Origin of the sequence: Roseburia sp. AM16-25 (assembly GCF_003473825.1) — a bacterium.
Classification (GTDB): Bacteria; Bacillota; Clostridia; order Lachnospirales; family Lachnospiraceae; genus Pararoseburia; species Pararoseburia lenta.
Genome location: NZ_QUCW01000003.1, coordinates 226,877 through 252,028, shown reverse-complemented (window position 1 = coordinate 252,028; position 25,152 = coordinate 226,877). Strand labels below are relative to the sequence as shown.

Here is a 25,152-nt window from a genome sequence, read left to right as displayed (position 1 = left end):
AAATAAAAAGTAAACTTGTTATTTCCCTTCTGTTATAATCACTATACAAATTTTCGTATTACGGGTATTCTTTTTAAAACAAATACTGTAATCCAACTCAGTGTCAATACAATTATTGAAATTACGGGCACAGATATTACTGCATTAAATGAAAACGTTGTAAAATTATGTTTCCATAATTCCAAAATCCAAAACATATGTACTAAATATATTCCCATAGAGCAATTTGCCATATTTTTAATCAGACGTGATGGTTCGGTAACCTCGAGATTGCGGAAACATGCATAAACAGCTACTGCATTCGCTGCTACAAAAATTGATGTATAGCGCATCCAATTTTCATTTGGTATCATATTAACCCTCGATAGAGTAACCGTAATATATATTTCTAATCCTAAAGCAATAACCCCTACTATATTCAAAATACGACAAGGTCTTTTAGGGAGATTATATTTATCAATATAATGTCCCACAAGAAAATAAAAGACATATTTTCCAGATGACAACGTCATTTTTGAAATGTTATTACTCACAATTACAGGTATTGTGCCGGTAAGCATTGACAATGTGTCTATCCCTATTGTTATCATACCTATTATCAATAGTGTGTATACCATACTATTTTTCGAAGCAGAATTGGTATACACTTTTATAATTGGAACCAACAAATAAAAACCTATCGTCACATATAAAAACCACAAATGTGTCTGTGTTTCCCCTAGTAAAACATTTTTTATAGCAACTCTAATTGTAAATACATTGATATTTCCATCCAATGCATATACTTGATAAAACATAGCCCATACAAACAACACAATTATCATTTTGATAATATGGTTTTTAGCAAACTTCATGTACTCTAATTTTTTACTATCGTCTAAAAATAATGCTCCTGAGATCATAAAGAAACAAGGCACTGCCACACGACAAATTGCACTATATATTGTAAAAACTATCCAGCGGTTCGTTTCCACATAGCCATACCAATTATTGGCTGACACATGCAGAATAATAACTCCTATCATTAAAACCACTCTTAAATAATCAATATAATATTTTCTCATTTATACTCCTCTTCGTCCCTCTCGCACACCGTAATTGATATAATGCATATAATACGCTTTCCAGTCATTTCCATAAGCTCTCTGCAAATCTGCATAATTCGTGCAATAAGTCTGCACGGAAAATCCTGCGCAGGCTCTTCGTCCTTCCTGCATTCCATGGTTTACAAAATGCTGTAATACTGCTACATCATCATTGCCGTATGCTCTATATACATCCGGATTGTTAGCAACATAATAAGAAAAATCATAGACCGCGGCATAATTGACACTTCTATAGACGGTTGTCCCTCCCTGTAAAGTCGTACAACCAGTAGCCACACGCCCTTCTTTTCTTCCATAATTGATGTAGTGCGTATAGTAGGATTTCAAATCGTTTCCATAAGCTCCTCGCAGATCCGCATATTGCAAACGGTAAGAATTTACGTCAAAACTGCTTTTCGCCTGTCGTCCCTCTTTCATCCCATAGTTTACAAAATGCTGCAAGACAGCCAGATCGTCATAGCCGTATGCCGTCTTGATGTCTGCATACTTGTTCACATAATACTGATAATCATAGACCGCACTATAATCTACACCGCCCAAGACCGTCACGGCACCTTGCAAAGTCGTGCATCCGATGCCGCTTCGTCCTTCTTTTGCTCCATAATTGACATAATGCATATAATAAGATTTCAGATCCGCTCCATAGGCTCTGCGCAGATCTGCATACTGCAAACGATATGATGTCACATTAAAACCACTCTTTGCCTGTCGTCCCTCTGCCATGCCATAATTGATAAAATGCTGCAACAGGCTATTACAGTCATAACCATATGCCTGCTTCAGATCGCCATAAGTATCTGCATAGTAATATGGATCAAAGATTCTACTATAATCAGTGCCATTATGCACCGCCGTATAGGCGCGATTTTGTGCGCCACTATTACTTGTGCCGCCCGATGATGAACCACCGCTCGTTGTTCCATTATCTGACGAGGTATCTTCCTTACCATAGTCATACTTACACTCCGGACGATTGACCGTACTCCAGAAAGTCTCCGGTACATGTGACCGGTTATTTTTCCGCAAAGTCTCATCACTTACATTGTAATATGCCAAAGTGCCGGATGTATCCGCCCACGTCGGATCTACAGCATACCAATAATTTCCTATATGGATCTGATTCCATTCGTGCGTTGTGCTTGTCACAATGATCGTTTCAATTCCTGCTCCATTGCACAATAATTCAAATGCTTCTGCATAGCCGGCGCATACACTCTGTCCTCTCATAAAAACGCTATAACAAGACTGATTATAGGATGCACCATCCTTATATATCGTATTGGTTATCACCAATTCATGTGCCTTATACTCCTTGTCCAAAACGCTTGCCTGCGCATTGACCTGACTCATCCAGTTATCGATCACACTCTGAAACTGGTCGGTATAATTCTGGCGCGTTGCACCATCTACAAATTCGTCATAGACATCAACATAGATCGTTCCTGCATTCTCCACACCGGCATAATATTCCCTGACATAATCCTCACCATCCAGGAAATAAAATTGCGGATTAGAATTAACAAAGGCAATCGTTGTATTGATTGCCTCTGTGTCTGTCAAGCCGCTATATGACACACCTTGTGTATATTCACGGCTTGCGTTCATGACAGCAGTCTTTCCATTGATATCCCCTGTCCCTGTCAGATATGCCATACACATCTGATAGAGACCATCATAAAGGTTCTTCTGACTCGCTGTCATTTGGTTGTAATAATAATCTGAGCCATACTTTGCCCAGTAACTGCTGCCTGCATTTCTGGTATAACTCGGCTCATATACATCGGTGTACTCTGAAACGACCTGTTCTGTGACTTGCGGTGCATGGTATCCCTCTGCATTTGTTATTTCATTCGCCGCATAAACCGGCAATGCCTCCAGCGCTGACACGGTCACAAATACCGCACTACATAATACCAGCAACAGTTTCTTCATTCGTTTCATAGGTTTTCTCCTCACTTACTATCGCACACCGCTTCTTCCTTCAATCTGTCCATAAGATATGTAATGCATATAGTATGCCGGTAAATTATCACCGTACGCAAACTGCAAGTCCGCATATCTGCTTCGATAAGACTGCACTGCAAACGTTTCCTTTGCACATCTGCCTTCTTTCATTCCATAATTAACAAAATGTTGCAAAACTGCCACATCGTTATTGCCAAAGGCTTTTTTCACATCCGCATTATTTGCCACATAATAGTAATAATCATACACCGCAGAATAATCTACACCATTATGTATTGTTGTGGCTCCCTGTACCGTCGTGCAGCCCGTTGCAACACGACCTTCCTTTTTGCCGTATCTCATATAATGCTCATAATAGGACTTCAACTGTCCGCCATAAGCATTGCGCAGGTCCACATATTGCAGGCGATAGGATATCGCGTTAAAGTTGCTGCTTGCCTGCCGTCCCTCATTCATGCCATAGTTGACAAAATGTTGCAGAACTGCAATATCATCATTTGATCCATAGGCATTTTTCACATCTGCATTATTTGCAAGGTAATAGTCACAATTGTAAACCGAAGAATAATCCACGCCATTATACTGTGTCACATAGCCCTGTCGGGAGGTGCAGCCTGTACCTTTTCTATTCTCACGGTACCCATATTTCATATAATGTTTATAATACTTTGGCAGATCATTCCCATATGCTTGACGCAAATCTGCATATTGCAGCTTATAGGAGTTGACATTAAATGATGCACAGCCTTGGCGTCCCTCGTTCATACCATACACTGCAAAATGCGTACAATATTTCTTCAGATCATTTCCATATGCTGCAACCAAATCCTGATTGTTCTTCTTATAATATGTAATATCAAAGATTGGACTTGCGACACGTCCCTCTGCCAGACCATAATTCAAAAAATGGTCAAGCAATGCCTTTTCATCATATCCGTAAGCTTCTTGCAAATCACCATAGTGATTATAATAGTAGGATGCATCAAAAGCCGCAGAGTAGTCCTCCTTAGACAAACCATAATAATTCGCAATACCTGTGGCATCTGCTACACCCAGTTGTCGCAATCCATTTTCATTTCCCAGAAAATATCGAATATCACTAGCATTGGTCAGATAGGCATGCTCTACGATAATACCAGGAAATCCTAACAATTTACTGTTATGATTCACACTATAATAATCTGTCGCAGATCCATCTGGATATTTTGTTCCATCATCCGAATTACGGGTCTTAACCCCTGCGTTTGACAAGCCAATCCACTGTAGTACATTGGCTATATTTTGTGACAATGAATAACTCTCCGCACTCAGATCCGGTCGGTAGCCGCTATTTTGTGCATACACTTCCACACCGGATGTCGCCGCTGACTGTGAGACATTCAGATGCAGGCTGATATAAACATCTGCCCCCATATTAGAAGCCCACACCATACGATAGTAATTATCCATGGTAGATGAAGTTCCGGGATTCGGACATGCATTTGATGATCTGGTCAAATACACATCCACGCCTTGATATTGCTCCAACTCCGCTTTACAATACTGGGCAATCTTTAATGTCAGTTCTTCCTCTTTCAAACCGGAACGGGATGCCCCATGATGTGTACTATCATGTCCCGCATCCAAGACAACTGTCAGTCGTCCCGTATTTGCATATTTTTTGATAGCTGCCTTTTGCAACGCCCAGTCAGCATCACCAAATGCTTCTTCCAACTCCTTGCGCATCTGCGCTGTCGTAGAGTCATCCCCCTCCTTTGCGTGCACTATGCTGCCTGACGGCACATACAAGCAAATGCACATAACAAGAGCAAGCAGTATGGTTATTAATCTTTTTAAAAATTTATCTTTCATCGTCTTTTCTTTGAGAGTTCCTAAATTCCGCTTCTGCCTTCTTTTTTACCGAAGTTCATATAATGCAGATAGTAACTTTTCAGATCATTTCCATATGCGCTTTGTAAATCCGCATAGTTTCCACGATATGCCCCTACATTGAAATCTGCTTTCGCCTGACGCCCCTCTTTCATTCCATAATTCACAAAATGAGCAAGTACTGCCTGGTCATCATTTCCATAAGCATTCTTTATATCGCTGTTATTTGATACATAGTAGTAGTAATCATACACAGCAGAATAATCTACGCCATTATAGACGGTCGTAGTTCCCTGCACAGTGGTACAACCGGCCCCTTTTCGTCCCTCTTTTGCACCATAATTCATATAATGCAGATAGTAGTTCTTGAGGTTGCTGCCATATGCATTTCGTAGATCCATATACTGTAAGCGATAAGAGTTTGCATTGAAAGTGGATTTTGCCTGTCTGCCTTCTTTCATACCATAATTGACAAAGTGTGCAAGCACTGCGTTTTCATCATCTCCATAGGCTTTTTTTACATCGACATTATTATTTACATAATAGTTGTAATCATAAACACTGGCGTAATTAATGCCATTATAGACCGTTGTTGCATTTTGCAACGTCGTACAACCGGTTCCCTTTCGTCCCTCTTTCTGCCCATATTTGACGTAATGCAAATAGTAATTCTTCCAGTTCTTACCATATGCACTACGAAGATCCGCATACTGTAAGCGATAAGACGATACATTGAATGAGGCAATCGCCTGACGTCCTTCGGCCATACCATAATTCACAAAATGCTTCAAAATTGTTGCATCATCCGTACCTAATGCATTTTTCACGTCGACATTGTGCTCCAAGTAGTAGTAATAGTTATATACGCCGGAATAATCAATGCCATTATAGACCGTTGTCGGTCCCTGCATCGTAGTACAACCGGTTCCCTTACGTCCTTCTGCTTTTCCATAAAGCATGTAGTGCTGATAATATAGTGGCCAGTTCGTACCATAAGCATATCGAAGATCTCCATATTGCAGATAATAAGATTTTGGATCAAAGGTTGCGCAACCCTGTCTACCCTCTGCCATGCCATAATTTTTAAAGTGACTCAAAAGAGCCCCTGCATCACTTCCTACTGCACTTACGACATCTGCATTGTGTTCTGCATAATATGTAGCATCAAAGACAGCCGAATAGTCCTGCCCGCTGATGGTTCCATCATCATACCAATAGTCTAAATCTACATAGCCAGTGATGCCTGGTACCGTTCCTTGTGAAGAGAATTGGAAGAAATCATATGGCTGTGCATAAGAAGAAGAAACCCACCATGCATAGTCTGTAACCTGCGGTCTCATATAGTTTGCTAACCAGACACGTCCGTTCACTGCTAGTGATGCTCCATCAAAATAATTTTCTAAAGTTGATTTATTGGCATATAAAGCTCCGGTATAACCATTCACTGCGCATTGATTCATAAATGCATTTGCTACAGCGGTTCTTTGTGCTGCATTCTGTCCTGAATTATATAGGCGACATTCACCTCGATATTGTGACGGGCACCATTCATAATCCATGCAGATTGGAAGTGTAATATTATACATATAGATCAGTCCGGCTACATAGTTAGCCTCTTCTCTCGCCTCAGCCTCTGTAACAGCCTCCGACCAGAAATAAACGCCTACACGAAGTCCTGCCGCAAGCGCTCCCTCGATATTCTTCTTGTAACATTTGTCTGTATAAAAAGAGCCATCGTTATAACGTCCACCAACTTTAACAATAACAAATTCGACCCCGGAATTCTTTACTGCACTCCAGTCAATCGTACCCCGATCGTTCTGCCAATGTGACACATCAATTCCTTTACGAATGGCAGTATATCCTTCACGAGGATTCCCTTTTGTATAACCCATGACACTTGAGGACTCATCATCATAAAATCCCTCATCTACCTGTCCTGACATACGGTAGTCGTTACCGTCAAAATGTGCCACGGCTGCCTTGGTTTCCAAAGTGCCAGCCTGTCCCAGGAGTGTTGTCATAACCATTGCGCATAACAATACTGCTGCCATGATTCTTTTTCTTATTGCTTTTTTCATTTCTTCCTCTTTTCTATGCATTGTTTAACAAAGTATCTAATGCTGCCTCTGCTGATATTTCCGGAATTATAATTCCCTTATCATACTTCTTCAATCTTTCCGCAGGTGCTCCCAGATCAAACGCCGCTACTTTCATCCCCATCTTGATAGCCTCCTCTGTAGTATAGGAGAATGTTTCCGGCCATATCGACGCAATGAAAACAATATCCACTTGATATTCTTTCATCAGTTCTGGTAATTCATCTCGGGAATATTTTCCATGGATAAGCAAATGCTCATTAGCAGAAGTACTCAAATTCGGACCTATCACAACAATTCTTGCATTTAATCCTTGTTCTTCTATCAGTTCCGCCATCCGAATAAGTATCTCAGAGCCCTTGCTAGGCATCATATTCCCAATATATCCTATCGTAATGAGATCTGATGTCTTATCTATCTTCTCCACAGGTTCTATATAGTCCACTTGATGCGGAACCACTTCATAATGTATATCCGGATAACATTGTTCATAGTAAGATTTTGTATTTTCCGAGAAAGTGATCACATGATCACACTGGGATAAAAACTCCGCCCAGATACTTCTCCAAGAAGCAATGGAATCGTATTCCAAATTCATTTTATTCGTGTTGTTGTGATAACACTTCTCACATTCTTCCAAATTGGCTGGTAGGAAACAATGTTTTTGTTGGTCATTTAACAAATAAATACTCGGGCACACCGGATAGAAATCATGGCACAACATGGTAATTTCTGTTTTAAAATTCTTCTTTAAACCAATAATAAATTGCTGAACTTGAGCAATATGCTCATATGCCACTAATTCATTTATCATTACCTGTTGGACTTGATGTCCCGTCAAAATGGAACATGTATCCTCCAACTGATCTACACGGAATGTTGCCTCATATTCATCATAATAAACAACCATTTGCAAACCTACATCTGCATTATCCACAATGCGCATAACAGCAGTGTTATGATCCAACATTGACTGGATGCGATTTTCCATATACTTGCCTGCGCCACCGCCCCAATCATGGTCTAGCACAACAATGAACTGTTCAACGTTATCTTGAATCATACGCATTTTAACATATTCTCGCACCTGACAATTCGGATCCATCGCACAATAAATATCTACATCCTTTTTGTATGTAGGATAACGTTTTTCCAAAATAGCTGAGTTTCTTTCAATATAACGTTTCTTATCCTCACTCAGAAAACTTCCTCCGTGTTTATGCCACACGAATAAGTTTTCCACTTGAACATTATGATACCCTGCACGGATTGCTCTCTGGCACCAATCGTTTTCCTCCCCATATCCCTTATAAAAAGTATCCGCATCTAAGTTGCCAATTTCATCAATCACTTTACGGTTCATTCCCATGCAAAATCCTACACCTGTTGGCATTTCAACATAGTGCGGCTGAACCATCCGAAAATATCGATCTATCTCGCTCTCACTTTTGTCCATAAAAATATGGTTATTTTCACAGAAATTTGGAAATGAACAAATTGTTCCACTATTGGTAAAAGGTGTTGTAGATGCCACTTCATCACTATTCCAAATTGGCAGCATCAATCTTTCCAACCATTGATCCGGCAGCATCACATCTGTATTTACAAGAACAACATGATGGGATGTCTGTGCCAAGGCACGATTAACACTTTGCACGAATCCCAGATTTTCCTCATTTTCCAGCAATACGACATTTTCTCTGCTCTTGGCATACTCACTTAAATACGGCAATACACGTTCATCCGGACTACAATCGTTGACCACATATAATTTGTATGGCACCGCCGTCTTCTCAATTCCGGCAAACATTTTTTCCAAAAACTCATATCCGTTATAAACAGGAACAATCAAGTCAACAAACGCATCCTGTGGTATACATATATTTTCTGTATATGTCTCCACAAATTTCTCTACAAATTTATTGTAAGAATAATCTTTTCTCTTTTGTATACAAATTCCTGCTTCTTTTGTATTAGCATTGACATCCGTTATAAATACGCGATTTTTCTGTTCTCCCTGTGTATACTCCAAGAACACGCAGGCATACTCGTTCGTAGAAAATTCTACCTCCTGTGAAAATCCACAATAAGGATCCGACAGATTATGCGAATTAGCAACATCTGTTCGCTGTACTAACTTTAATCCCACACTATCTTCATAATGGAGGGAATTCACTACCAATCGGACTTTATCTATTGACTGTTTATGCGAAAAAATCCAGCCACGAATATAAAGTCTATTCCCCACTTGGGAAATAGTATCCACATTATACTCTACTCCATCCTCCTCATAGGATTGCCCTACCCGAGGATAAAACCAGGTTTCTTTACATTGTTCCTGTTTTGATAAGGTACAAAGTAACTTTCTTTCCTTGCCTGCCTCCTTAGCATATTGTAAAAATACATCCGTTGTGTCCGCAGATTCATATGCTAGGGTAAATTCAAAGGCTGTCTTTGTTCCTACAGATAACGAAAAAACATCTACAATATCTTTTCGAAACGTTAGTGGCACTTCAATCACTTGTTCCCTCTGCGGCTGACTCAGTATAATCTGGATCTGCTTTAAATCCATCTGCGTAGAAAAGATCCATCCCTTTACCGACATTTTTCCGTCATCATTCACCAATGAATCAATATGATATGTCACCGCATCTTGTTTTTCTGTTGTATTGAATTTGCTTTTGATGTTTGTCCAAAAACTCATTTTACCTTCTCCACTTTAACCTGTGAATTCATGTCATAAAAACCAACTGTATTTTTTTCGGAAATGACCGTAATATTGATCAAATCGTACAATCGATGATATACCACAAACTCTCCCTCTCGATACCCGGTACAACTGATGGATAATAAATATTCTCCTCCTTGTAAATTCATCTCCTGCGTAAAGGTACAAGTATATATATCCCCCGGATAAACTACATCTACATTCTTGTTTTCGTACATGGTATTAGTTCCCGTAATGGCTGTTCCATGCACATTTTTGAATGTAAATGTAAAAATCGGATTCTGTATCTTTTCCTCAAATTTCACTTTTGAAGTAATAGAAAAAGTCGTACCTTTTTCTATCGCGTCCGTTATGAGACCACTCTCATCTCGCACTGCAAAGTCAATAATATGTGCCATGCCATTACCATATTCATCCAATGACGGATTGATTTCATAATGGCTTTTCCATGAGGCACTATTATCCGTTTGTTCATTTGTAATACTATAATCCTGCGATTCCGAAACAGATTCTGTAATCGTCTCATTGACAGTCTGCTGTACTTGCTCATCCAGTTGATTCACCAACAATTTTTTATACAGACCTATCATTTCTTTCGGACTACCTTCAGCCTGCTTCTGCCCATGGTTTAATAAGATAACACGATCACAATACTTTGCCACACTTCCCAAATCATGACTTACAAATAAAATCGTCTTCCCCATCTTTTTAAACTCCTCAAACTTGTGATAACATTTTGCCTGAAAGAAAACATCACCGACAGATAATGCCTCATCTACTATAAGGATTTCCGGCTCAATATTGATTGCTACCGCAAATGCTAATCTGACAAACATACCACTGGAATATGTCTTAACTGGCTGATATACAAAATCACCAATGTCTGCAAATGCCAAAATATCATCCATTTTCTTATCGATTTCTTCTCGCGAGAACCCAATCATAGTTCCATTGAGATATATGTTTTCTATGCCGGTGTACTCCATGTTAAAACCTGCACCCAGTTCAAGAAGGGCAGAGATACGCCCATTGATCTCCACTTCACCTTCTGTTGGATTTAATACACCTGTGATAATCTTTAATATGGTTGATTTTCCTGCACCATTCGTACCAATAATGCCGACACATTCTCCCGTCTTTACATCGATATTCAGATTATGAAGGGCATAATGCTCATGGTATCTAGGCGTTTTTGATAAGCCAAATGCATCAATCAATCGATCCTTGTTGCGATCATATAGTTTATACATTTTGCTTACATTCTTTACTCGAATTGCATACTCTTCCATTTTTTCAACCTCATCTATTCGACTCTTATAAAACATCTGCAAAGTGAACTTGCAGTTTTTTAAATATCACGGATCCAATCATAAATAGTACAACTGTCACACCCCAAAAATACAATGTTGTCTCCGGTCTGGTCCAAAACCAAATATGATTGATAACCGAATCTCTATACCCGGAAACAATATAGTACATTGGGTTCATCTTTAAAATCGTTAGGACAATCGGCGAAATTCTATTCTGCATAGCATCCATATTCCACATGATCGGAGTCATCCACATCAAAACCTGCAAAAGAATATTGATCAACTGTGTTAAATCTCGGAAAAATACAGTCATTGCACTGGTGGCATATACAATACCAATACACAAACACATCATCGCAAATGAGTAGTAGATTACCTGTAATGTATATACAGACGGATAAAATCCATAGCATGCAGATAGAATAATCATAAACACTACAAAGAATACATGAACAAAAATACTTGATAAAACCTTTACAAACGGCAAAGCACTAATCTTAAAAACAACCTTTTTGACCAAGTAGTTATACTCAACCAAAGCATTACTTCCTGCACTAAGCACCTCTGAAAAATAAAACCAAGGAACCATACCCGCGGTAAGCCATAATGCAAATGGAGCTTCTATTCCCTCTTTTGTAATCTGCGTCCCAGAATTTAGCGCTTTATCAAAAACAAACCAATACACAACGATCGTCACAACCGGCTGTACAAAAGCCCAAATAATTCCAAAATATGATCCTGCAAACTTCGCCTTAAAATCGTTTTTTGCCAAAGATATGATCAATTTCCTATTTTCTACGATTTCCTTCGGAATGGCAAATAAAATCCTGCGTTTCCACCAGATTACCATGAGTAATAAATCAATGATAATACATAAAAGAATCTCCACTGCCAACATTTTAGGTGCCATAACCTTTGCTACATCAGCCAACACCTGCTCTGTCGGAATTGACCATACAATGTAAGGGTCAGAATCTCCCTTACATGTCTGATACAAGCCTGCTTTTTGTTTCATATTGTTCAATTTTGTCATCTGCATTTCATCTGTCGAAAGCAATACTTGTTTTTTATATGAAACAGATACTTCGGATATAGAAACATCGGCTGTACCCTCGCCCGGATCAATACGTATGGATTGAACCGCTGCAGGTAATACAACAGAACTTGTCTTCTCACCTGATCCCTTGTAATTTATAGTAACACTCTTTGTCTCGCTGAAGTCTTCTTTAGATGCCTGTCCCTTTTCTGTGTAATATACCTTAATATCAACCGCATCCTTCGAGTCTACAGAGAATTCTACATTTATTTTTTCACCTGTTGGTTTTTTTTCATATGTTGCGATTGCAAAATTACTTATGATCATTAATGCTAAAATCAAGCATAATGACAACATCTTTTTTTTCTTCATGCATAGTACCTCTTATTTTTTTACCAATTTTTTTAATTTTTGAATGCCTTGATACCCCCGAGAACTTTTGCTCTCACTCAACTTTTTCTGCCATTCTCGATCTTCCTGTTCCATTTGATTGTGCATGGACAATTCATTTCTTAACCGGTCGCACTCCTCACGGACACGCTGATTTTCGTTCGTGACCGTCTGCAATTGATTTATTAAATAATTTCTTGTTTCGTGTTCACAGTCTATAAGTTCATATTCTACATATATCTCATCTGCATCCTCATCCATTTCTATCATGTATGATGAATCTGTAGATAAGAAATATGCGAATTCTCCCTCTCGTTTATATACATTTTGTGGAAATATACCTTTTATTCCCTTTGTGGATATAATTCTACATTTACAAAACGTTCCTTTCTGGACATCCAATCGTACTTCCGCTCTGCCCTTGAGTTCTTGTTTATAAAATGTTACCGCGTAATGATAATCTCCTTGATCTTCCGCTTCGCGATAAACAGCATTTTCCTCACAAAATTCATCTTCCTTATTTATTTTCCAATACGCAGTAACTAGGATGCGTCTTCCCGGTTGCTGCTTCCACCGTATCTCATTGAGTGACAACAGGTCTGTTTTTTTCTGATTTTGGTTTGCCTGCCCTGCCCCAACATAATCTAATGTAAAATATTGGTTCCACTGCTGGAACTTGTTGCATTTTGCCTCATCCAGTCCATATTTTTCACATATCATCTTGAAGGGTATTACCCCCTCCATCATAGGATGTTTTCCATAGAACTCGTTTAAGGCTCTCCAAAATATCAAGTCTACCGGCACAGCACAATCAAAAATCCATTCTCCATCGATAACACGAATATTTGTCATCTTGTGTGTATCATCCAAAAAATAAATATTATCAAAGATGAGATCTATATTAGCCGGTTGCACACATAATACTTCGGGTTCACTTTGCTTCTCTCCAAAAATCTTTGTGAACAATTCTGAACGATATGACATTACCTGTGCATTTTCAGTCAATAAGGTATAATACTCATGCAACAGCATAAATAACCGTTCTGTATCTCTTTTATTAAGCGCTTTCAGCATGACCGATTCGTAATTTTCGCCCTGTAAAAAATCATAACAGACTGTGTTCTCGCCTTTCAACTTTGCGGACAACAAATGCAAGTTCGTCTGTTTTGTATTCTGCCACATATGATAAATATGACTATTAGCACTGTCATCTGTAGCACTTTTTTCTACCCATTTCTCATTTCCATCTGATATTATGCATGTTTTAATACTATATTGTTTCTTCCTGTCCGTCGAGAATTTTGTATATTCTATATATTCTTTCTTTGCATTTAACTCGATAAGAAACGCATGTGCAAACTCCTGCATGATACGCGCATCTGAGAAAGCCTGTGCTACCTTCTGCTCATTATATAACTCATATCGCCGACCAACCAGATTCGGATATGGTCTCCCATATCCATATTGATTGATCGACATATCGCTAAAGATTTCCTCCGGATAATGATGTTCCGGATATGGATAATAAAACCGATAGGAATAGTGTGTGCCCTCCAGCACATCAACCCATTCCTGACGACCAAAGGTATTATAAGTATTCGATGCATTATAATTTGATATGCCCAGAAAATACTCTCCGGTAAAAGGTTCCGGTGCTCCATTAAAAAAACGAAGTCCCAACCTATTATATGTTGCTATCAAAATATTTCCATCATCAGTCATGACCTGTTGCAACGCTTCTAAAATCCTTATCACTTGCTGTGGGTCATTGGGGAAAATGATATCTTCTAAAACAATAACATCATAAATTTTCTTTTCCGATGCCAGGAGATCGTTCAATTCATCCATATTATGGACGGTAACCATCTGTCCTTTATTTGCATACCACTTTTCCAACCATTTCATGCCTACAATCCTCTATCTAAGAATCCATCTCTCCGTCCACTGCACGAACCAATCCTGGCGCTTATCTCCGGAGATCATAACACCTATCTGATACTTCTGATCTTTCGGATCCAATTTATTCTTGTCTATCAAGATCTCAAATCCTACATTACCGTATCTGCTGTCATAAGTCCGTCTGGCTTCCTCGGAAACAAAGCGTTCCACATCCACCCGGTAACACTTACCCGACTCACCTCGCAAGACCAGATACAGATCACGTTTGCCATCCACCTTCAGACTACCTGTATAGAACCAACCAACAACACGCACAAGTGAATTCAGATATTCCACACTATTAATGCGCGCCATAAAATTGATAGACTCTGTATCAAAATCAATGACAAAATCTTCCATGCTGCTCTCTGTCTGCAGCGGCTCATGATCGCCAGCCCCCTGCATCTGGATACTAAAGGAGATATTATATCCCCCCAGATTGCGATTATAGAAGGGATCATAACCCTCAAATGCAGGATGATTTTTATATAATTTGCTGCGTTCCATCGCAAGTCGAAGCATCTTTTCATCATCCTGATTGTCAAGCCCACGGCTCACAGACTCATAATGATACAAGATGACGTCATTACGACATACATTATAATAACCAGCCTCTGCCAGTTTAAAACACAGGTCAATATCATTGTAGGCAACCGGAAATTCTTCATCAAAGCCGCCAACCTCATAGAACTTTGCCCTATCAACCATCAAACAGGCGCCGGTCACTGCCAGCCAGTCATATTCCACACGATTTCTCGCGAAATAATAAGACTGTGCATCATCCATATGACTAAATGCATGAGACGGTCCGCAAGTCAGGTTTAACACACCATCATGCTGGATATCTGTCGAATCCGGATATAAAAGTTTGGCTCCAACGGCACCCACATGTTCCTGGGCGGCATGTCCGGTCAGACGATCCAGCCATCCCTGATGCAGGATTCCAATATCATCATTCAAGAATAAGAAATATTTTCCGGATGCATGCTCCGCACCAATATTGCACATATGTGAAAAGTTAAAGGTCTGCTTTTCATAGATGTAGTGTATATTCTTGCCGGCAATATAATCATTGATCTTGTCCTGCACATCCTGCGCACTGCCATTATCCACAATAATGACCTCATAGTTCGGATAATCCGTAAACTCTGCAATGGTAGCCAGACAATGCTTTAAAATATCAAAATTGTCTTTAGACGGAATGATGATACTTACTTTCTCGTTTGTGTCATTGTGGTAGACCAGACGGTATTGGTACTCGCCGTCCACATACTCCACATCGGCATGCAGTCCGCGTCGTGTGATCATTTCTTCTTTTAATTTCTTTGCCACTTCCAGTGCATACGGCTTGGAATTCGGATCATACGCCACCGATTCTTTTCGTTCGCGCCAATGGTAAAGAATTTTGTCTACATGTCCCACGCGCCGATTTGTCGTATGCTCCATAAAGCGCAAAACAAAATCGTAATCCTGACTGCCATTGTACTTTGTGCGCAGACCGCCTACTTCTTTGACGATCTCGGTTCGATACACAGACAGATGATTGGTATAGTTCAGACACATAAAGGCATCCGGTGACCAATCCGGTTTAAAGAAAGGTGTATGACGATCTTTTACAGGTATTGCAAACTTGCCTTCCCTGTTTGCCTGACACTCCTCGGTAATTTTATCCTCATCACTATAGATAAAGTCCAATTCCTGGTTTTCATTCAAAAGATATGCCACCTCATATAATGCCTGCGGAGCCAGAACGTCATCACAATCCATAAAGGCAATGAACTCCCCTTGCACTTGTGCAAGTCCTGTATTGGTCGCCTCTGAAATATTGCCGTTTTCTTCCCGATAGATCACACGGATCTTCGGCATGTCACTGTACTCAGACAGCACCTGTCGGACATCCTCCCATGAAGAATGATCGTCCACCAGGATGAGTTCCCAGTTTTCATATGTCTGTTTTCTGACAGAATCGATGCAGTCGCGCAGCATCTGGCTTGAAACATTATAAACCGGTACTACAACAGAAATCAGAGGGGCATATGACAAGACCCCCTGATTCCAGACCGTCGGCTCTACTTCTTCTATCCACTGTCGGAATACATCAATATTCTGATAGTTACCAATGCGCAATATTCGTTTTATAATACGTTTTGCTTTTCTCGCTGCTCGTCTAATCATGCCGTAAAACTATAACCCTTCTGCAATCTCCATCAGATACTTTCCGTAATCTGTTTTTAAAAGCGGCTGTGCCAGTTTTACCAGCTGCTCCTTATCAATAAATCCTCTCTTGTATGCAATCTCTTCAATACAAGAAATGTAAAGTCCCTGTCGCTTCTGAAAAGCAGATACAAAGTCTGCTGCTGCAAGAAGCATGTCATGGTTTCCTGTATCAAGCCATGCAAATCCACGTCCCAATGTCTCTACGTGCAAATCTCCACGCTCTAAATAAGCGTTGTTTACTGCTGTGATCTCAAGTTCTCCTCTGGCAGACGGCTTGATTGTCTTTGCAATCTCAACGACCGAATTATCATAGAAATACAGACCCGGAACCGCGTAATTTGACTTTGGATTTTCCGGCTTTTCCTCGATCGAAATAGCCTTACCATTTTCGTCAAACTCAACCACGCCATACTCTCTCGGATCTCTGACATAGTAGCCGAAGATGGTAGCCCCAGGTTCGTTCTCAGTTCTATCTGCTGCACGTCTTAATACCTGTGAAAAACTCTGACCATAGAAGATATTATCGCCAAGTACCAACGCCACTGCATCTTTTCCTATAAAGTCTGCACCGATAATAAACGCTTCTGCAAGTCCATTCGGCTGCTCCTGAATGGCATACTGGATATCCATGCCTAACTGACTACCATCTCCAAGAAGATCCTCAAAGACAACCACATCCCTTGGTGTAGAGATAATTAACACTTCACGAATACCTGCCAACATCAGTGTTGACAGCGGATAGTAAATCATCGGCTTATCATATACCGGCATGATCTGCTTGCTGATCGCCTTGGTCAATGGATATAATCTGGTTCCTGAACCACCTGCTAAAATGATACCTTTCATCTTAAAATTCCTCCTTTACACACTCCAGCGCTGCCATGAGCACCTTGTCCATATCGTAATACTTGTACTGTCCCAAACGTCCGCCAAAGATCACATTGCCTTCCTTGGCAGCAAGTTCTGCATATTTCTCATACAAAGCATTGTTCTTCTCGTTGTTGACCGGATAGTATGGCTCTACGCCCGGCTTCCACTCAGAAGAATATTCTCTTGAAATGATGGTTGTCGGCTGCTTGCCAAACTCAAAATGCTTGTGCTCAATGATACGGGTATATGGAACTTCGCGCTCTGTGTAGTTGACTACAGCGTTTCCCTGGTAGTTTTCCATATCCAGTTTCTCTGTCTCAAAGCGGACAGAACGATACTCCAGTGGTCCAAACTTAGAATCAAAGTATTCATCGATCTGACCGGTAAAGAGTATCCGATCATAAGAGACTTCAGTGCCGTCAGATAACTTTCCGGACTTTTTCAGATCAAAGAAATCCTCTCCGGTAACGACATCGATGCCATCCAGCATCTTCTCAACGATCTGTGTATAACCGCCCATTGGGATACCCTGGAAACGGTCGTTAAAGTAGTTGTTGTCGTAAGTAAAGCGCATCGGCAGTCTCTTGATGATGAATGCCGGAAGTTCTGTACAGTCTCTTCCCCACTGCTTCTCGGTATAACCCTTGACCAGTTTCTCATAGACATCTTTACCGGCAAGAGACAATGCCTGCTCCTCCAAATTCTTTGGCTCGTCTATATCATACTCTGCCTTCTGCTTCTCGATAATATCCTTAGCCTCCTGCGGTGTACGGATGCCCCACATCTTGCTAAAGGTATTCATGTTGAATGGCAGGTTATAAAGTTCGTCCTTGTAAACTGCGATCGGAGAGTTGATATAATTGTTAAATTCTGCAAACTGATTGATGTATTCCCAGATAGTCTTGTCCGAGGTATGGAAGATATGCGCACCGTAAACATGTACGTTGATACCGTCTACTTCCTTGGTATAAATGTTACCCGCGATGTGATCGCGCTTATCGATAACAAGTACTTCCTTTCCTCTCTTTTTTGCTTCGTATGCAAATGTGGCTCCGAAAAGTCCAGCACCTACTACGAGATAGTCATAATGCTTCATAATCTCTGTCTTCCTTTCTTATTTAAATCCGAACATAGTTAATTGTATTGTAGCAATTTTGTAACATTTTGACAACCTTATGCTAGCAATTAGACAGGATAAAGCCTCCTCACCCATATAGAAAAGGCAGAAGTCATCCTTTGACTTCTGCCCTCTGTAAGTTAGTTTCCTTTGCGTCCTTCCTTGTATCCCCAGTTTATATAGTGATTATAATACATGGCTGTATTGTTCCCATATGCCTGGCGTAAATCCGCGTAGCGCGCTTTATAATTATTTACAACGAAAGATGCTTTCGCGATACGACCTTCTTTCATACCATAATTTACAAAATGAGCCAGTACTGCCTGATCATCATAGCCATATGCACGGAATACATCCGGGTTTTTATCTATATAGTATTGATAATCATAAACCTTTCCGTAATCAGTACCATTAAGTGTTGTTATCGCCCCCTGCAGGCGTATGCAGCCACTGCCCTTGCGTCCTTCCTGTCTTCCCCACTGCAGATAGTGCAAATAATAAGATTTCAGATTGTTCCCGTAAGCACGACGCAGATCGCTATACTGCAGGCGATATGAGGTCACATCAAAAGACGCTTTCGCAATGCGTCCCTCATTCATTCCATAATGGATGAAATGAAGAAGTACCGCCTGATCATCGTAGCCATATGCCCGAAATACATCCGAATACCGGCTCACATAAGTATTATAATCATAAACTGCTGCATAATCGATGCCATCATACCTTGTCAGTCCGTTTTGCAGCACATTACATCCTGTTCCCTGACGCCCTTCGCTTCTTCCCCACTGAAGATAATGCATATAATAAGGCTTCAGATCATTTCCATAAGCGCGACGCAGATCACTGTACTGCAGACGATATGAGGTCGCATTAAAACTTGCCTTGGCCTGACGTCCTTCACTCATGCCATAATTGATAAAGTGCTGTAACAGTTGACTGCAATCATAACCATATGCCTGTTTCAAGTCAGCATACTGATCCGCATAATAGTATGGATCAAAAACACTACTGTAATCCACTCCATTATATACCGCATTGTAGGTTCGCTCCACCGGTGTTGGTGTCGGCTCAGGATTTGGCTTCGGTGTCGGTTCCGGCTTTGGTTCCGGCTCTGGCTCTGGCTCAGGCGTTGGTTCCGGTGTAGATGGTATCTCATCATCCAGAGCCTGATAACGCCTTACATCCATCGTCCCATCACTCTGTGGTGTCGATGCACAGTATAGAATTCCATCCATTCTTCCCAGCGCAGTTCCAAACGCCGGAGAATAAACCGTACTTCCCAGCATTGTCGTGTCGGTCGGATCTGCCACAGTAGAACTATATACATTTACTTTCCCATCTGCAGTTACAATGGCATAGTAAAGATTTTGTTTTCCTGCTGTCAGACCGATATCCAGAAGGTTACTGCCCAGTGAAGACATAACCGTTTCTGTAACGCCTCCTGACATATCCATTGTGGTTAATTTGGCACTACCTGTGCTTTCATTACTCAAAAGATATACATGATCCCCTGTTGTTTTGACCACGATCTTCTTCGCATACGCATCGGTATTCTTATGCGTAGAAGTCCATTGATCATTTTTATATACCATCACACTCGTTGTCCGCTCTGTAAAATCACCATATGCCAGAGCAGGAAATCCATTATACGAAAACAATACCGGACTTACCAGATAAGAAACATTTAGCTGCGGTCCCACAGCCTTCCAGGAATCATTCTCTAAAAGATATAACTGTGGATTTTTATTGTCCTTAGCGACGATCGTAGCCAGTTTATCTCCGATCACCCCCAGCACGGGATGATTAGTAGCATATGCATTCATAGTCGTTATTTCCTTCCAGGCATTCCCGCTATATTTTTTCAAGACGCTGCAGTTATTGCGATAATCAGAAATCAACGCATACAAACTACCATTGCAACTCTCTATGCTCACAGATGATGACACATTATCTATAGGCTTGCCTAGATTCGTCCAATTCGCTCCATCATACTGTAAAACAGTCGAAGAATTTGTATTCTGTGCCAAAACATAAATAGCGTTTCCATCTGTAGCCAACTGTGTAGCACTGGCATTCATCGTGGACAATGGTGTCGTCCCATCCTGACTCGTCACCGTCTCCCACAGATTCATATTTGCATAATCTGGAAATGTCACATCGAATGTGATTGAGTCATCCGTCTGCGCAGTCACACTGATTGTCATGCCGGAATTGCGCCCGTCACTGTAACAGATGGCATTATCAACAATCGTTTTTGACAAATCCTCCAATCCGATAGACTGTCTGCCGGATATGTAGGTCGGCATCCCTGCCGCAGCCTTTGTAATATCGCCCGCGGATGCATTCCCCCCGGTATCATCCGGTCGAAATACATAGATATAGTCATTACCACGCAGATTTCCATCCGTAGCATATGCCGGATTCACACGATATACGATAAGCCCGGCTCCTGACATGTTCTGATCCAAGTCCGCTGAATACTTTTTGCCCGGTCTACGGTATTCCACCACAAAATATTCACTGGATGAAAATGGTGTATAAAACTTATAAGCCTGACTCTTTCCGCCATTCGCATATGCACTATCCATATCATACAATGTGTAGGTTGAGCTTGTCGCTGTCTTTTGGGCAATCTTTGTCCAGCCTATATTCTCTCTTGTCGTTGCCAAAAGTGATGGTCTGCCCAGTGATCCTGCCATAAGATCCCACATTCCAACCGGTGTTCCATTCATTCCTGATGTACGGTAATAATCCGGCACACCAAATGTGTGCACATACTCATGCGCTGCAGTTGCAATATCAAAAGAATCCCAAAATGTGCCCGACGAAAGTGTCGTTGTACAAGTTTCAAGTATATTATAATAACCTATGGTCTTGCCGGCAAAAGTATAGCTATTTCCGGCATTGGTTGTGTGCGGTGTAAACTGCCCTGTCTTTGGTACAGATGCCAGAATCATCAGGTTGTCGATTGCCCCATCACCGTCCCGATCCAGAAGTGTCCCATCATAAGTTGGATACTTTTCCGTCAGTTTTTGAGCGACCTCAGCAACCAGAGAAATCTCATTTGATCCCTGGTATTCCGCCAGTGTCTTGTCCAACGTGATATATTCCACTCTTTCACCTGACACAGTCTGCGGGAAAAGTGACTCCACCTGATGTGCCCCACCGGAAAGCCTCGACAGATATTCCCGAAATGATCCGATCGCAAAGGTGTCATTCTCTCCATTGAAACGCCTTTGCAACAAGCCCCAATAAGTTGTCGGGGCTCCCGAGATCTGTGAGGTATATGGTGTATTATAACCCGTATCGTCGTCTCCCACAGTATCTCCCTGATAACGTACAATGACAACCAGGTTCGCTGCCCGGCCTGTCGATGGTGCTGCCTGAATCGTCATCATCCCTGCATCCCCCAATAGCATGATCGCACACAGCAGAAAAACTGACATTACACGACCCGATCTTATTTTTTTCCTTCGTCTTACCATATACATCTCCCTTCGTTTATCAAATTCATGTTCACTTTTCTTCACTTTAACCTATGCAACCAGGCTTTTATACCATCAATCGAAGAAATATATACACACTATAGTCACAACCCCAGATACTTCTCCCAGTATCCAAGGCTCGTGATCTCTTTTTTCGCCTCTGCCCACTGCTGCATCATGACATCGTGGTTCTTTCTGATTTTCTTTGTCATCTTCAGATAGTCACAAAAATCTTTCCAGCCTCTTGCATAACTCTTCTCTGTCATATAGCCTTTGCGCTTTTCTTCATCATAGTGGAAGATCTTCTTAGCACCAAAAGCAATGCCACTATCGCGCAGTCCGACGACCTTGAGCGCCCTTGTGCTCGGAAGAATCCAGCGTATGATCGCCCAGACACTCCATGCCAGATAATGGCTGTGGAATCCATTTTCTTCTACCATATCCTCGGTCAGATCATAGGCAGACAATTCCTCGTATTTATAATTATACTTGGTCAGTGCTGCGTGCTTCTCAAGCGGATCCAATGTCTTAAAGAAGTCCGGTCCCTTGTAAAAATCATCGATAGCCTCATAGATGATCTCTGCATCTTCATAACGATAACGGTTCAAGGCACCGACAATACGGTTTGATAAATGATGGATCACATCGCCTGCTGTTGCACAGGTTTCGGACCCTGCCATGCCGATCAGCATATTGCGGATATCGTAATAGGTCATACGCGTTGCCGCCTTGTTGATCCCCTGTGGATGCCATACACAGATACCGTTCAGAAGAATTGTGCCATTTTTCTCATTTCGCACCCCATATTCCATATCATCATAATGGATAAACAAAGGTATCGGCAGATTATCTTCCGTAATAATAGAGGTCGGGATAACACTGTACCACCAGCCACTGTAATTGATCGGATTTTCACATTCATTGGTGGCAACACATTCCTGTCTGCGCAGATCCCACATCTTATTGTAAAAAGTCACCTGCGTGCCACGCCATCTTGCCCCAGCCTCAAACTGCTTATAGCGAAGATTTAACATGAACATTTCACCGCCAACCATCATATCATGATGCTCTTCATCAACGAATTGCAGGAAATGATAGGTTCTCTCCAACACATCTGTAGAAAGAATAATATCGTCATCCATCAATATGATATGGGTAAATGGCGAGTCCTGGCGATGGAAAAGAGACTCGATCATGGTTCTTGTAAAACCGCCTGCTCCACCGGCATTTTTATTCGGGAAAAGATGCACCTTGTCACTCTGGAAGGTATCCTGCGGCACCGTCTGTCCGTTATCTGATATATAAATTTCTACATGATCGCACAATGGCGACATGGCATTATTGACGACCTTATCCAGTACCAGATTCACATTTTTCTTTAAAAATTCTTCTCTCTGGAAAGTGCAGATGCCAAGTACCAGTTCCACCGGATTGACATCCTCTTTCTCTACGTCTGTGGTATATGCTCCCGACAAAAGAGAAACTGCATCCTCGCACGGCGCCATCGTAATATAGTAAATGCCCTCATTGGCTAATTCGGAGAAATGAATGATCGTCCTGATCGCCTGCTGCCCTTGGTCCGTTACAAATGCTTCTGCTTCCTGTGGGCAGTCCATTTCCCGTCTTTTGTTGTGCAAGAAACTGTACATGGTCTCCTCATCCGGGAACTCCTGCCACATATGCTCTGTTTCTACCATGCCAACCGTCTGATAGGCTCTGACCTCTACCGGACCACTGGTCACGATCTCCAATGCCAGATTCGACAACTTGGTGTATTTCTTCCATTTTCCAATGGAAAAAGCATTGAAATACGTATCCAGGGATAATATCTCTCCCTGCTTAATCTCAAGTGGGAAAGATTCTGCTGCCACTTCCGATGCTTTCACACCATCAATCATCTTATGGAACATAGCATCCCCATCATCATATGGGTAGTTTGTAACATCATTTCCTTCCGCGTCTACCTTCCGAAAGTACATTCCCCACTCATTGCAAACTTCCTTGCTTGGTCCGATCAATTTTTGAATAATCACTGTTTCCATCCTCCTATCTCCGGTGCAAAACGCATCCCAGCCGTCATTCCTTTCCACATCGTAGCAATGCGCATTTTCTTTCCAACCCTGCTCTTAAACAGGATGCGCAGCATATTTAGGAAAAATGCCGCAAAGTAAATACAGACTTCTTTTGTCCCATGCCTTTTTGCCGTGCACAGATCATTACGAAATGCATAAAAATATCTTGGCACACGTTCTATATCATCAATCACAATATTACTTCCGGCATTGGTCTTCATTTTGTGGATAGCCACGCTTTCTTTGACATGATAGCATGGATAAGTCTCCGAAATCCGAAGCGTGTATTCCTTATCATCGCCCCAGATGAAATACTCTTTGACCGGCAGCCCTTTGTTTTCCACTGCCACTCTTGTAAAGAGAAGTGAAACAAAGGTTGCACTATCCACCGCCTGCAGGGTCAAGGCACTTTCTTCTGCACCCTTGCCGGACACAGTCACTTCCTGTCCCACATAATGCTGACGGTTCATCTGGCAAGGACTTCCATCTGTCCAAAGGACCGTTGATGAGACAAAACCAATCTCGTCCTGCGGTGCGACCTCATTTCCAGCGCACATCATGCCATCCAATAATTTTTGCAAGGCATCTGCCTGCGGTATCGTATCATCATCCATGATCCAGATCGCATCTGCCCCATGTTCATACGCCCATTTCATACCGGTATAAAATCCACCGGCTCCACCCGTATTCTCTGCCAGATGGGTCGCATAGATCCGCCTGTCTTCGGCATCGCCTGCCGATACCATGCCATCTATCCACTCTTTTGTGCCATCCGTACTGGCATTATCCACGAGAAAAATATCTAATTGTGTATCCCGGTCTACTTTCTGCTCTCGAAGAGCCTGTAGACACTCTTTCAACAAATCTATCCGATTGTATGTGACTACTACTGCTGTTACATGTTGCATCCTGCTCTCACACTCTTACCTTTCCATCCATTTTCTGCCCTT

The 25,152-nt window shown here is 41.3% G+C and carries 14 protein-coding genes; all 14 read right to left on the bottom strand.

Translation table 11 applies throughout. The features are described from left to right. Nucleotides 1-41 precede the first annotated feature (41 nt). Complete coding sequence (locus DW183_RS08505) at nucleotides 42-1,064, bottom strand: acyltransferase (protein WP_118281569.1); 1,023 nt, start codon at nucleotides 1,062-1,064, stop codon at nucleotides 42-44. Then, nucleotides 1,065-3,047: a transglutaminase domain-containing protein gene (locus DW183_RS08500; protein ID WP_118281568.1), complete on the bottom strand. Its 1,983-nt coding sequence runs from the start codon at nucleotides 3,045-3,047 to the stop codon at nucleotides 1,065-1,067. A gap of 18 nt (nucleotides 3,048-3,065) precedes the next feature. Continuing rightward, nucleotides 3,066-4,922, bottom strand: a complete 1,857-nt coding sequence (locus DW183_RS08495) for an N-acetylmuramoyl-L-alanine amidase (RefSeq protein ID WP_118281567.1) — start codon at nucleotides 4,920-4,922, stop codon at nucleotides 3,066-3,068. A gap of 20 nt (nucleotides 4,923-4,942) precedes the next feature. Continuing rightward, nucleotides 4,943-7,021: a GH25 family lysozyme gene (locus DW183_RS08490; RefSeq protein ID WP_158573047.1), complete on the bottom strand. Its 2,079-nt coding sequence runs from the start codon at nucleotides 7,019-7,021 to the stop codon at nucleotides 4,943-4,945. A gap of 13 nt (nucleotides 7,022-7,034) precedes the next feature. Then, on the bottom strand, nucleotides 7,035-9,743 hold the full coding sequence (locus DW183_RS08485; RefSeq protein ID WP_118281565.1) for a glycosyltransferase: 2,709 nt from the start codon (nucleotides 9,741-9,743) through the stop codon (nucleotides 7,035-7,037). Next, the gene (locus DW183_RS08480) at nucleotides 9,740-11,056 is read right to left on the bottom strand and encodes an ABC transporter ATP-binding protein (protein WP_118281564.1); all 1,317 of its coding nucleotides are present in this window, start codon (nucleotides 11,054-11,056) and stop codon (nucleotides 9,740-9,742) included. The genes DW183_RS08485 and DW183_RS08480 overlap by 4 nt, the downstream gene beginning before the upstream one ends. A 25-nt stretch (nucleotides 11,057-11,081) precedes the next feature. Continuing rightward, complete coding sequence (locus DW183_RS12660) at nucleotides 11,082-12,485, bottom strand: ABC transporter permease (RefSeq protein ID WP_243069547.1); 1,404 nt, start codon at nucleotides 12,483-12,485, stop codon at nucleotides 11,082-11,084. Between the two features lie 12 nt (nucleotides 12,486-12,497). Next, nucleotides 12,498-14,408: a hypothetical protein gene (locus DW183_RS08470; RefSeq protein WP_118281563.1), complete on the bottom strand. Its 1,911-nt coding sequence runs from the start codon at nucleotides 14,406-14,408 to the stop codon at nucleotides 12,498-12,500. A gap of 12 nt (nucleotides 14,409-14,420) precedes the next feature. Next, the gene (locus DW183_RS08465) at nucleotides 14,421-16,616 is read right to left on the bottom strand and encodes a glycosyltransferase family 2 protein (RefSeq protein ID WP_118281562.1); all 2,196 of its coding nucleotides are present in this window, start codon (nucleotides 16,614-16,616) and stop codon (nucleotides 14,421-14,423) included. 9 nt (nucleotides 16,617-16,625) lie between these two features. Further along, complete coding sequence (rfbA, locus tag DW183_RS08460) at nucleotides 16,626-17,504, bottom strand: glucose-1-phosphate thymidylyltransferase RfbA (RefSeq protein WP_118281561.1); 879 nt, start codon at nucleotides 17,502-17,504, stop codon at nucleotides 16,626-16,628. Nucleotide 17,505: 1 nt separating this feature from the next. Then, nucleotides 17,506-18,624: a UDP-galactopyranose mutase gene (glf, locus tag DW183_RS08455; protein ID WP_118281560.1), complete on the bottom strand. Its 1,119-nt coding sequence runs from the start codon at nucleotides 18,622-18,624 to the stop codon at nucleotides 17,506-17,508. 161 nt (nucleotides 18,625-18,785) lie between these two features. Then, a complete protein-coding gene (locus DW183_RS08450) occupies nucleotides 18,786-22,043 on the bottom strand; it encodes a hypothetical protein (RefSeq protein ID WP_147403374.1) in 3,258 nt (1,085 codons plus the stop codon). 191 nt (nucleotides 22,044-22,234) lie between these two features. Beyond that, the gene (locus DW183_RS08445) at nucleotides 22,235-24,172 is read right to left on the bottom strand and encodes a glycosyltransferase (protein WP_118281558.1); all 1,938 of its coding nucleotides are present in this window, start codon (nucleotides 24,170-24,172) and stop codon (nucleotides 22,235-22,237) included. Further along, the gene (locus DW183_RS08440; RefSeq protein ID WP_118281557.1) at nucleotides 24,160-25,110 is read right to left on the bottom strand and encodes a glycosyltransferase family 2 protein; all 951 of its coding nucleotides are present in this window, start codon (nucleotides 25,108-25,110) and stop codon (nucleotides 24,160-24,162) included. The genes DW183_RS08445 and DW183_RS08440 overlap by 13 nt, the downstream gene beginning before the upstream one ends. Between the last annotated feature and the right edge of the window lie 42 nt (nucleotides 25,111-25,152).